Consider the following 12,582-nt stretch of genomic DNA (forward strand, 5'->3'; position numbering starts at 1 on the left):
ATTATTTCGTTAATTGGGCAATTTTCGCTTTTGTTATTGCCGCTAAATTCTCAACCGTTAGCTCCATTTGGACACCAATTTTTCCAGCGCTCACGATGATCGTTTCAAGAGCTTCTGCACTCGCATCAATAAAGGTTGGGAATAACTTTTTCATCCCGACCGGCGAACATCCTCCTCGCACATATCCAGTAACTTTAGTAATATCTTTGACTGGGATCATTTCGATCTTTTTTTCACCTGCAACCTTTGCCGCTTTTTTTAATTCAAGTTCAGCTGCTACTGGGATGACATACACATAAAAGGCTCCACTTGCCCCTTTTGAAATCAATGTTTTAAACACCTGCTGTGCCTCTTTCCCTATTTTGTCAGCAACGGAAACTCCATCGACTTTTCCATCTTCTAGTTGATAAGTTATCATTAAATAATCGATTTTTGCTCGGTCTAATATGCGCATCGCATTCGTTTTGTCTTTTTTCATACAATCGTCCCTCATATCATATTGGATACTATTTTATCAAATTCCGACGAAAAACTCCCACCTTAAGGAATGGGAGGGCATTGCCCAATGAGTAGCTGGGAGATGAATGGCGGTTGGCCATTTTTTCTCTTCCTTCAGACGTGACACCTAACTTCCATTGTTCTGTACATCAATCAGGCGGGAATATACGTTCTCACCACATGCGTATAATGAGAAAAGTAGGTGAATAGTGGAAACGAAAAAACAATATGCACCCGTCGGATGAAGGAAGGGGCTATTTAGAAGTTCTTCATATGATGAAAAAATTAGAGCCCCGCTACATGTATATCGTAGTAAGGCTCTGAAGGTTATTTTATTTTTATCCGTTTAACTATATTTGCATACCAGTCTCTTCTAGTGATTGTCAGATTTCAAACTTAATATATGTACGATCATCAAAAGATAATTGCCCTTTTTGAAGCCCTTTCGTCGATTTAAATTGTCGAAAGCAAAGCGGATCTGCTTGGAGCAGCTGCTGCAAAGTGTTTTCCGTTTCAGCCAATGTTGACTTGATTGTCGGATAGCCGTCCGAAGTGAGAATAATTGTCCTTGCGTCTTTAGGGACTTTTATCCTTTTTACCCTTGAAAAATCGACCTCAAAACCATTGATCACTTCAAAGCCAAACTGATTGTTCTCATCATTTTGCAAATAATATTGTAATTGAACTAATGTTTGAATATACTCCCAGCCTGTATCATGCTCAAGCAATTCTTCAATTGTTTTACCTGATTTTATTTCAGCTTCTAAAAATAAGGCTCTTGCATTCGCGGTAATCTCATCAATTTGTTTTTCGTTTGTATAGAGTTGCCCATCGATTAAACATTGGCAATCGCCAATTTGCCAAATTTCTCGATAATAATGGCTGTAACAAATGAAACACGCAGTAGGCGCCATCCATGCATGTTCCTCAATCGCATGCAATAGATCGTATTTTTCATATAGTTGAAGTAAATTAGAATTCATTTCTGCTACTAATTCTTCGAGTGTACAGTCAGCATTAGCATTCATAATTGAATGTTGAACGACCTCAGCAGCGAATCTACCAGGTGCCTTTCCTTGAATCAACTGACCTGTAATATTTGTCGCACCATCGATCACAGCTACAAAGCGATCGTTCGTCACATATAAATCCTCACATTTTTCTGGGACTCCGATTTTTCCTTCATTTAATATCTCTTTGATCGTAATGGTCATCGTCCTCTCCCACCCTATTCTTTATTTTCATTTGCCTCTACGATTGAATTCCAATGTTCACCATCTTCTTTTTGTAAAAGTTTTCCTTTCATTTGTAAACTTTTCGATAATACTGCTTGATAGCCCGGAAAATGACGGTAAACGTCTAAAAAATCCGGTTCGTTTATTAATTTTGCATGAGCTGGAATCATTGATGCATGGATGGCGAAATTCCGTAATTGCTCCTCCGTTTGAACATAACTTAAAAATTGTTCCATGTCATCAGATAATCGTTCTCCTTTTCTAAAAATCACAAGACCGTTCCCATTTGGGATAACTTTTTCGCTTGCAATCGGAAAAGGGGCAATACTCCATTTAAACTTACTTCCTATTAATTTTTCGATCAGTTGCATTTTTCCAGAAGAGCTAAGAAGAATTCCGCCTTCTCCATTCACAAACTGCGTCAATGCCATATGGTTCATATGAAAGAGATATTCTGGATCATGCTCAAGGTAATCAGCACTTTTTTCGTTTGTATCTTCATTCAAATTCATTACATACCATGGGTACATATTATCGGCATTGATTCCCCATATTGCTGTTGTGTCCGTAAGCTCTTTTCCTATTTGAAGCAAATGATCTAGACTGTCTAAGTCATCAGCAGAGTGCATCACTTTCGATAGATATGCCTCATTTACATATAATAAAGGGATTTCATAACTAATTGGAATGGCCCATAATGTATCATATAATTGAAAACGTTTCGCTATTGCTTTTGGCATTTCCTCCCTATATTCTTCCGTTAAAAAATCCTCAACAGGCAAAAGCGCATTTGATTCGATGAGTGGATAAGCACCATACCAGGACGGCATCTCAGCAATATCTGGCGGACTTCCTGCTGACTGCGCTGCGTAGAGTTCCTCTAATAAAATAGGAGAATTTTTCAAAAGCTTGACGACTACCCTCACATTCGGATGCTCTCTTTCAAATTGCTCAGCGATCTCTAGCCAGCTTGGGGAATAGACCCAAAATACAATTTGTCTTTTATTTTTCATTTGTTGCTCATTCGCTTTTTCTGGCTTTAAAGAGTATAGAAAAAATAGACAGAGGAAAAGAATGATAGCACTTATAAAAGCAAAATACTTTTTCATTATCTTCCTCCTTCTGTCGCCTAAATTTTAAAGCGACACTCCTTTTTTCCCAGAAATAATCGTTACGATAATAAGTGAAATAATGGTACTTAAAGATAATATTGAAGCTAAAGCTGCGGCGGTACCAAAATTGGCTGTGAATACTTCACTATATATCGCAACAGTGATCGTTGCAGTTGATCCCGCATATAAAACGATCGTCGAACTTAATTCATTAATCGTTGTCACCCAACTTAAAATCGCTCCTGATAAAACCCCCGGAATCATTAAAACAGCGGTCGTCTTGAAAAAGGTTTTCATTGGCGGGACACCGAGACTAATGGATGCCTCTTCGACACTTTTATCAATTTGATACAAAATTGCTGTGCTCGACCGCATCGTATATGGCAATTTTCTAATAAAATAGGCCATCACTAAAATGATCCATGTTCCCGTTAGTTCAAGCGGTGGCTTATTAAACGCAATAATTAAACTGATCCCAAGCACCGTGCCAGGTATAACATAAGGAATCATAATCAATGCATCTAAAAGCGAGCTTAATTTCGAACTTCTTCTTACGACAATATAAGATAATAATAAGCCGGCAATTAACATAAACGCAATCGACACACTCGCATAAGTGAACGTATGAACGATCGCTTTGGGAACTCGGTACAACACTTCACGATAACTGTCTAAACTAAATTGTGAAGTAAATACTGGTCCATTTGTTTTTAGAAAAGAGGTTGTGATCACCGTTGCTTGCGGGATGATAGATACACCAACTACGATAAAAACATAGGTAAGGGCAAAAAACTTTTGAATGGGCTTCAATTTAATCACTGTTGGAGGTCGCAGCGCACTCATTGTAAATGTTTTCCGTGATACTAAATATCGTTGTAAAAATAAGATACTTGTACTTACAGCTAATAATATCATGCTTAGTGTACTTGCCATTGCGGGATTTGCACCCATTTCATTAATAAATTGCTCATAAGCTAAAATGGGTAATACTTTAATTCCTTGTCCCATCAACATTGGTGTTCCAAAATCAGCAAAGGACGCCATAAATACCATTAATGCTCCAGTAGATAATGTAGGAAAGATCAATGGGATTGTTACATTTTTTAATTTTCCCCAACGCGCACTTCCCAAGCTTTCCGCCGCTTCCTCTAATGATGAATCAATCGTTCTTAATGCCCCTGATACGTATAAATAAATATGCGGATAAAACTGAATCGTAAATACCCAAACCATTCCGTGCAATCCGTAAATTGACTTCGTATTCAAGCCAAGATCATGAAAGAATCTCGTTAGAAAACCGTTGTTTCCAAGCATTAATATCCATGAATACGCACCGATAAACGGAGGGGAGAGCAAGGTTAATATAATTAAAATATGGATCGTTTTCTTAAACGGAATATCAAATCTAGCCATAATATAAGCCATTGGCAGCCCTAAACAAATCGCAAAAATCGTCGCTAATGAACAGACTATTAAACTATTTGTTAGCGAGCTATAATAATATTTTAATGTAAAAAAGTCCTTATACGTCTCTAATGTGAATTTGCCCTCTTGAACAAAACTATTAACAAATATATTAAATAAAGGATAAACTAATAATAAGAGCACGAGCAAAAAGGCAGCTAGCGTGACAAAATTCCAAAAATCCCAGCGAAATAACTTTTTCGTTTTATGAGGTGCCATGAAGGTTCAAAGCCTCCTCTCCACTTTCTGAATAAATAATTGCTTCTTCAGGATTTAAATACAATTCAATTGTTTCTCCCTCATTCATTAAATCTCGATAACTTACCGCATGTTCATGAATATGAATGGATGTCCCTGAAGCTAGTTCAACCTTATATTCCACCTTCTCGCCAAGAAACGTCGTCTCTTTAATGATCCCTTTCACAAGTGGGCCAATTTGTTCCGAATTCGTCTTCTTTAGTCGAATTTGTTCCGGTCTCACACTATAAATTACTTTTCCTTCATAAGATAAATCAATAGAAATGGGGAATTCCACACCTTCTAGCTTAATCGTTTGTTGAAACAATTCACCTTCAAGAAAATTCGTTGATCCAATAAAGTTGGCTACAAACTTATTTACCGGACGCAAATAGATTTCATGCGGCTTACCGATTTGCTGAATTTCTCCTTGATTCAACACCGCAATTCGGTCAGATACGGCCAATGCTTCTTCTTGATCATGTGTCACATAGACGGTGGTAATATGAAGTCGCTTTTGCAGCTCCCGAATATCCGAGCGCATTTTTAAACGAAGCTTCGCATCTAAATTTGATAGCGGCTCATCCATTAATAACAGACCTGGATGAATGACAATTGCACGAGCAAGGGCAATTCGTTGCTGTTGTCCCCCGCTCATTTGTGATGGCTGACGATCTTTTAAATGGGCAAGCTCCACCATTTCTAGCGCTTCCATTACCCGCGTTTGAATTTCTGGCTTTTTTACTTTCCGCGCCTTCAGCCCATAGGCGACATTATCAAACACCGACATATGTGGAAAAATTGCATAGCTTTGAAAAACCATTCCTATATTACGTTCATGTGCTGGCACATCATTCACACATTGATCCCCAAAGTAAATATTTCCCTCGTCTTGCCGATAAAATCCAGCTAACGCGCGTAATAAGGTTGTTTTTCCACATCCGCTCGGTCCTAATAATGTAAAAAACTCCCCCTCCTTAATATGAATATCCGCTTGATTGATTGCTTTCATCTCACCAAAATACTTTGTAACCTGATCAATCCGAACATCTGTCATCGTTGCCTTCCCCCTCAATCTATCCAAATAGATTGAGAAGAATCGTACGAATATACGATTCTTCTCAATTCTTTTATTTTCCAATAATTAAATCTTGAAATTTCTTCATTACTTCATCTTGATTCTCAGATGCCCAATTAAAGTCATAATCTACTAACGGAATATCCTTAGAATCAATTAATCCTTCTGGAGCCGCAATCCCATCAAGAATGGAGCGTCTATTAAACTCTTTTACAATGATTTCTTGAACATCTTTACTTGCTAAAAAGTCTAAAAACGTTTGTGCATTTTCTTTATTTTTAGCTCCTTTAATTAACGCCATTCCATCTGGAACAGCCGATGTTCCTTCTGATGGATACACAACGTCAACATTGGCACCGCCTGAAATATAGCGGTAAGCTGCTTCTTCTAATGTAATCCCGATTGGAAACTCTCCATCAGCTACTCCTTTATACACCATGCTTGATCCGCTTAAAATTTTCCCATCTAAATTATCGACAAATTTGCCGACAAAATCCCATCCATCATTTCCGTCATCCTCTTGAGCAAATAACATCGTCACTAGCTGAGTATAAGATGATCCCGATTTAGCAGGGTCGGTATAAGCGATCTTTCCTTTCCATTTTGGATCAAGTAAGTCGCTCCACGATTGTGGAACATCTGCCTCTTCCACCATATCTTTGTTGTACATGATGACCATTGGCAACGCAGAGAAACCAGTCCACGCTCCGTCTGCACTTTTATAAATATCAGCAATCTCTCCATCATTTTCGACTTTATATGGTTCAAAGCTTTCACTAAAGGCAGCTAATGACTCAGCTCCACCTCCCCAGAAAACATCCCCTAACGGATTATTCGCTTCCGCCTTCATCCGGTTTAATAATTCACCTGTACCGCCTGTCACTAGTTCGACTTCAATGCCTGTTCGATCCTGAAATTCTTTTACAATTGGATTGATAATTTCTGCTTGATGTGGTGAATATACGGTTACTTTTGTTGAAGCCTTTTCTTTCGACTGATTATTACCCGTTTCCTCACTGCTTTTTTCCTTATTTCCACAAGCTGCAACCGTAAATGAAAGTAAAACAAGAAGCATAAAAGCTAATACCTTTTTCAATCATCTCAACCCCTCTTTTTTTATGTTCATTTCTACATCCATTATATATCCCGAAAGAAAGCGTTAACAACGAGGTATAATTTCATAAATGTTGAAAATATTTCGGGCGATTTTAATCATAAAGAAGGTGTCCAAATGTCTAGAAATTGACATTTTGGACACCCTTATATTGTTCGTTAGAACTCACGGCAAGTTTTCTTCTCAGAGACTCCCTACTAACAAGTCTTTTTATACGCAGTAGGCGTCATTCCAGTGTACTTTTTAAAAATCTGACTGAAATAGCGTTGGTCCGTATACCCTACATACGAACTTACTTCATTTGTTTTGAGTGATGTATATTTCAATAAATCTTTAGCAACGGTTATCCGATGTTCTGTAACATATTCAATAAAATTCTGTCCTGTATGCTCCTTAAAAATTCGACTGAAATAACTATCGGAAATAAAAAATTGAGCAGCAAGATCTTGTAATGAAATCGATTCCTGATAATGATCTTTAATATATTGAATGACTTCCTCCATATTGATTGGTGAAGGCGATTCTGAAAATAATCCCTTTTGTTGATTGCTTTTATATTGATTTTTAATCATCAATGCTTGCTTATACAAATGTTGAAAGTCCGTTGGCTCTTCAGAAAGGATGCTGCGACCGCCAACGATTTGATGGTTTTTAAAAAATTCATCTAATTGCCGAACATATTCTTTTTTCTTTTCTGCTTCCTCAATAAATAAGATCCCTTCACACTCTTGATGGACGAGGCAGCTCACTCCCGGCATGATCGGTATTTGGACAGGCACGCTACTTTCCCAGCATATAAACGCATATTGTTTTGCAAACAGGGTTAGGTCAATTACGTGCCCAAGAAATAGATGCTGTGTTAGCATTTCAACCTTTTCCTTTTCCCACTCATCAATTAAACGCTTTACAATTAACACTAAATCTTCTTCCTCAATTGGCTTTAATATGTAGTCATCGGCGCCAATTTTCAGCGCTTTTTGCGCGTACGTGAATTCCTCAAATCCAGAAATAATAACGGTGCGTAAATGTGGAGCCATTTCTTTTGCTTGTTGGATTAATTCTAGTCCATCTATTCCTGGCATCCTAATATCAGTTAATAAAAGATGAGGGCGTTCATTTTTTATTACTTCTAGTGCTTCCAATCCATCGGAGGCAACGCCAACAACGTGAATATGTAATTCATTCCAGTCAATGCCCCGATGAAGACTTTCGCGGATAAACCATTCGTCATCAGCAATAACCATCCTCCACATGTTCATTTCTCCTTTAATATCGGTAATCTCATCTGCACAGTTGCCCCCATATTCGGTACACTGTCTATGAATATTCCATATGTATCTCCGAAATATAAAGCAATCCGCTTCTTCACATTTTCTAAACCAATCCCTAATTTCTTATTCTTTCTTGTATCGTTAAGTTGCTTCATTATATTTTTTAATTTTTGCTCATGAATGCCCACACCGTCATCCTTCACTTCAACGATTAAAATATCTTTTTGCTGAAAGATATGAATTGAGAGAGTCCCTTTACCTATTTTTGGTTCCAACCCATGGATGATCGCATTTTCAACAATTGGTTGAATGAGTAATGGAGGTATCCATAATTGTTTTACATCTTCATCAACGGTGAAATCAATCGACATTTTGTCCTGAAATCGCACCTCTTGTATGTATAAATAACGTTCTAATAAAAGTAAATCCTCTTCCAAACGAACAAGTTCATTATCCTTTTTAATCGAATAACGCATCATTTCTCCAAGCGCTACCGCCAATTCACTAATCATTCGCACTCCTTTAATTTTTGCAATTGCACTAATTGTTTCTAACGTATTATAAAGAAAATGAGGATTGATTTGCGCACGAAGCATTTGAATCTCAGATCGTTGCAAACGTGTTTGTTTTTCTAAGCTCTCTTTCATTGTTGTGTTCAATTTGACAATCATCTTATTAAAATTTCGACCTAATCCACTAATCTCATCTTCATATCTCGCCTGAAAACGAACATTTAAATCTCCGTCCTCAACTTTTTTCATCACTTTCGTTAATCGATTGACTGGCTTTGTAATCGATAAAGATAAAAAGTACGAAAACCATATCGCAACAATAAAACCAATGCCAATTAATAAGATCGTTAATAATTTGATCGTACGTCCGCTTTCTGCAATTATACGTTCAGGCAAAAAAGAAGCAATTTTATAATGCGTTTCTTCGTTAGTATCAAATATCGCCATATAGTTTTCGTTATTCCATTTTGTCTGGAATACTCCACTTTGGCTGTTCATAATATTATCCATTGATCCATGCTGCATTCTCATACCGATCGTTGCTTTACTTGGAAAACTGGAAATCACATATCCTTTGGCATCAAGTAAAAACAATTGATTGAGTGAATTCTGATCATCTGACTGGTAAAGTTCCGCAATGGAAGATTCTAAAATATCGATGATTACATAACCAATCGTTTCCTCACTTTGCGGATTTTTAATGAGACGTCCGATACGTAGCACAACCTCCTGTACATCGGTTTGCTTTGTCGTATAATGTGTATCCCATACAGCAGCTCCATTTCCCTCTTCCGCTTTCCTAAATATACCCCAATTCGCTTGAATATCATTGTATCGAATTGGTAAATAATCACCTGTAAAATATCGATCACCGTTCACACCTAAAATATATAAATTAATATTCCATGTTTTCGTTCCCAATACAGAGTCAAATAACTCATTTACTTTCTTGAAATCCTGATATTTCTCCTTATTTGTACGAGTCGTAGACTTCTCTAACACCTCATGGATTAATTCTGAGCGATAAATATAGTTGCTTAATTGTTCAATATCTCGTGAAAAAAAAGCGACATTTTTATTTATTTGTGTTAATTTTTCCATTACTCCATTGCTCGCCTGCTCTTTTACCATTTTCGATGAAACTTGATACGTAAATAAGCCTAAAAATAAAAGCGGGATAAGGGTAATCGCAGAAAAAAATAACATCAATTTTGTATGAAGCTTTAAGTTCATAAACCTTTCCATCACTCGCTTCACCCACTTCTTAATCAAATATCGTTTCCTTGAGAGGTTCCTGTAAAAATGTGAACAATAAGTTAAGCTGCGAAGCGGTATTACGATTTTCAGATAGTGGCGGTAGTTGATCTTCTTCAAAAAAACCAATCTGATTTGTTTCTATCCCTATATTCGCATCTCCACCAACGATTTCGCATAGTATAAAGATTTTATAATAATGATACGGTTGCGGTGGGTGCGGATGCTTATTTGAATCTAGTACAGCGAGAATCCTTTTTGGAACGACATCGTATCCTGATTCTTCCTTGATTTCTTTCACTACATTTTCGGAAGGTGATAAGCCAACATCACAAAATCCACCAGGCAGCGACCAATGATGATCATGGTTTTCACGGACCATCAAAATTCTATTTCCTTGAAAAACGACGCCTCGAACATCGACTTTCGGTGTTTGGTATCCGGTTTCATTAGCAAATAATTTTGTCAGCTTCTCCATTTCTACATCCGTATACTCGTGCATAATTTCCAAACTAATTGTTCGCAACTCCTCGAAACGTTCTCGATCATACACATCATTAGAAAAAGTCAATCCCGCCTGTGCAATCGACTGAATTCGCTTCGACCATTCCAACCATTTTTGCATCATATTCACTCCATTCTAATTATTTAATATTCTATCATTTTAGCTAAAAATAAACTGCACCATATTTACGGTGCAGTTTACATCTAATCAATTATATCTTGAAGTCCAAATTTTTTTCGATCAATGCTCGGAAATAATTCGTTCCATCCCCCTATGTTTACTTAAATCGGCAGAGAGACGGAAATGTTTTTACTCACATTTATATTAATAAACAGGATCAATCGCTGCTTTTCCCGTTACAACCGCAACGAGATTTTCAGCCGCTCGCATCGCCATTGCATCGCGTGTCTGACGGGTTGCAGAACCTATATGTGGTACGGTAACAACATTCTTCATCGCTAATAATGGGTTATCCTTGTCAACGGGTTCTTTTTCAAATACATCAAGTCCCGCTCCATAAATTTTATTATCTTGTAAAGCATGAATAAGCGCATTCTCATCAACCGTTTGTCCGCGAGAAACATTAATAAAAATCGCCGATTCCTTCATTAGATCGAATTCATTTTCCCCAATTAGCTGATATGTTTCAGGAGTAAGCGGCGTCATTAAAACAACGAAATCGGATTTTTGTAAAAGGGATTCTAAATCACAATAAGTCGCGCCATACTTTTCTTCCGCTTCCAATTTTCGACTTCGATTATAGTATAGAACATCCATCTCAAAACCGAATTTAGCCCTCTTTGCGATCGCTTCCCCAATTCTGCCCATTCCGATAATGCCAATCGTTTTGTTATGTACATCCACCCCGAAAAATGCTTCTTCATCTTTCATAGGCTCCCACTGGCCATCTTTCACAAGGTGATCTAATTCAGCAATTCTTCTAGCAGCTGATAAAATAAGCGCAAATGTTAAATCAGCGACCGTATTATCTAATACATATGGTGTATTCGTACCAATTACATTTCGAGCTTTCATTGCTTCCACGTCAAAATTATTGTAGCCAACAGACATGTTGCTGACGACTTTTAATTTTGGCGCATGATCAAGTAATTTGCCATCAATTTTTCCACCGGACGTATATAGTCCTTCGACATCAGCAATTTCTTTCATTAGTCTTTCCCGTGGGATCGGACCATCTCCAGTCCACTCACGAATTTCACAATACTCAGCAATATACTTTCTAACTTCCTCTGGAACTGGTAATGTTAAATATACGTTAGGTTTCAATATGATTCCTCCTCGGATTTTCATTTTGTGAAAAATTGACAAAATTCGGGTGGTGTCAGACACCTGTATTCATCATACTTATGGAAGGGAATTTTGACAATGCAGTTTAATGGGTTCACTCAAAGCGATTTTGATACATTTCAAATAAATGGACTGGAAAAAAGGATGCAAGCCATTCAAGAAAGTATCCAGCCTAAGTTTCGAATGATCGGTAACATATTGGCCGACGATCTATCTGCACAGCTTGGAAATGAAATGTTTTTGCATATTGCAAGGCATGCGAGAAGAACAGTCAATCCACCTCAAGATACGTGGTTAGCCATTTGTAATAATAAACGTGGCTATAAACAACATCCGCATTTTCAAGTCGGGCTGTTTGATGACCATTTATTTATTTGGTTGGCATTCATTTATGAATTACCTGGAAAAGCGGAAATTGCTAAAACATTTTTACACCATATTGACCTGCTCGAATCGACGATACCAAGTGACTTTGTTGTTTCATTGGACCATATGAAAAAAGACGCGGTTGCAATTAAAGACTTGGATGTTCAAAAAGCTCTTGAACGTTTTCGCGATGTGAAAAAAGCAGAATTTCTTATTGGTAAGCATATAAGCCCGAGTGATCCGGTTTTAAAAGATGGTGATCAATTGATAAACCTTATAAAAGAAACATTTGAAACACTTATTCCGATTTATCAGCTAGCCTATATAACAAAAGCGCAAGCGCCCGTTTAGCGACGTGCTTCCTTTCGCGATTCTGACGAGATTCTGTGGGATCAACGGCTAAAACCGAATGGAGGAGCAAAGGCATCGTGCGAGCCTCCTGTGGCAACGCCGTTGTGACCTGCATCGTGCAGACCTAAACACGGATTCGATAGAGCCGATGTTGACTTATCGTAGGAAGAAGAGTGAAGTTTGCTAGTAGCTAGGCGCCTGAAGCTAGACACAGAAATCCGATTTTTCGAATAAACATTTTATACTTTTTTTACCTTCAAAAAAGTAAGAGTTCTTG

The 12,582-nt window shown here is 37.6% G+C and carries 11 protein-coding genes; 1 reads left to right on the forward strand and 10 read right to left on the reverse strand.

All coding sequences use genetic code 11. The annotated features are described in order from the left end of the window. Position 1: 1 nt before the first annotated feature. From ybaK to KHA95_RS14975, 10 genes are all read right to left on the reverse strand, one after another. Complete coding sequence (gene ybaK / locus KHA95_RS14930) at positions 2–478, reverse strand: Cys-tRNA(Pro) deacylase (RefSeq protein ID WP_213138319.1); 477 nt, start codon at positions 476–478, stop codon at positions 2–4. Between the two features lie 403 nt (positions 479–881). After that, a complete protein-coding gene (locus KHA95_RS14935) occupies positions 882–1,712 on the reverse strand; it encodes a hypothetical protein (RefSeq protein ID WP_213138320.1) in 831 nt (276 codons plus the stop codon). A gap of 14 nt (positions 1,713–1,726) precedes the next feature. Continuing rightward, complete coding sequence (locus KHA95_RS14940; RefSeq protein WP_213138321.1) at positions 1,727–2,842, reverse strand: ABC transporter substrate-binding protein; 1,116 nt, start codon at positions 2,840–2,842, stop codon at positions 1,727–1,729. 27 nt (positions 2,843–2,869) lie between these two features. Next, positions 2,870–4,528 carry an ABC transporter permease gene (locus KHA95_RS14945; RefSeq protein ID WP_213138322.1) on the reverse strand — a complete coding sequence of 553 codons (1,659 nt, stop codon included), beginning with the start codon at positions 4,526–4,528 and terminating at the stop codon, positions 2,870–2,872. Then, a complete protein-coding gene (locus KHA95_RS14950; protein ID WP_213138323.1) occupies positions 4,515–5,603 on the reverse strand; it encodes an ABC transporter ATP-binding protein in 1,089 nt (362 codons plus the stop codon). Before KHA95_RS14950 ends, KHA95_RS14945 begins: the two co-directional genes overlap by 14 nt. A gap of 73 nt (positions 5,604–5,676) precedes the next feature. After that, positions 5,677–6,720 carry an ABC transporter substrate-binding protein gene (locus tag KHA95_RS14955; protein WP_213138324.1) on the reverse strand — a complete coding sequence of 348 codons (1,044 nt, stop codon included), beginning with the start codon at positions 6,718–6,720 and terminating at the stop codon, positions 5,677–5,679. A gap of 215 nt (positions 6,721–6,935) precedes the next feature. Beyond that, entirely contained in the window at positions 6,936–7,991 is a 1,056-nt protein-coding gene (locus tag KHA95_RS14960) for a response regulator transcription factor (protein WP_213138325.1), read from the reverse strand. Positions 7,992–7,993: 2 nt separating this feature from the next. Then, positions 7,994–9,766, reverse strand: coding sequence for a cache domain-containing sensor histidine kinase (locus KHA95_RS14965; RefSeq protein WP_213138326.1), 1,773 nt, complete (start codon positions 9,764–9,766; stop codon positions 7,994–7,996). A 19-nt stretch (positions 9,767–9,785) separates the two neighbouring features. Continuing rightward, on the reverse strand, positions 9,786–10,403 hold the full coding sequence (locus KHA95_RS14970; protein WP_213138327.1) for an NUDIX hydrolase: 618 nt from the start codon (positions 10,401–10,403) through the stop codon (positions 9,786–9,788). Between the two features lie 201 nt (positions 10,404–10,604). Continuing rightward, positions 10,605–11,591 (reverse strand): 2-hydroxyacid dehydrogenase, encoded by a 987-nt coding sequence (locus KHA95_RS14975; protein ID WP_213138568.1) that lies wholly within the window; start codon positions 11,589–11,591, stop codon positions 10,605–10,607. Between the two features lie 75 nt (positions 11,592–11,666). Between KHA95_RS14975 and KHA95_RS14980 the strand changes: the two genes are divergently transcribed. Beyond that, a complete protein-coding gene (locus tag KHA95_RS14980; RefSeq protein WP_213138569.1) occupies positions 11,667–12,305 on the forward strand; it encodes a YktB family protein in 639 nt (212 codons plus the stop codon). The last annotated feature ends 277 nt before the right edge of the window (positions 12,306–12,582 follow it).

The sequence above is a fragment of the Bacillus sp. FJAT-50079 genome (assembly GCF_018343515.1).
Classification (GTDB): domain Bacteria; phylum Bacillota; class Bacilli; order Bacillales; family Bacillaceae_C; genus Lederbergia.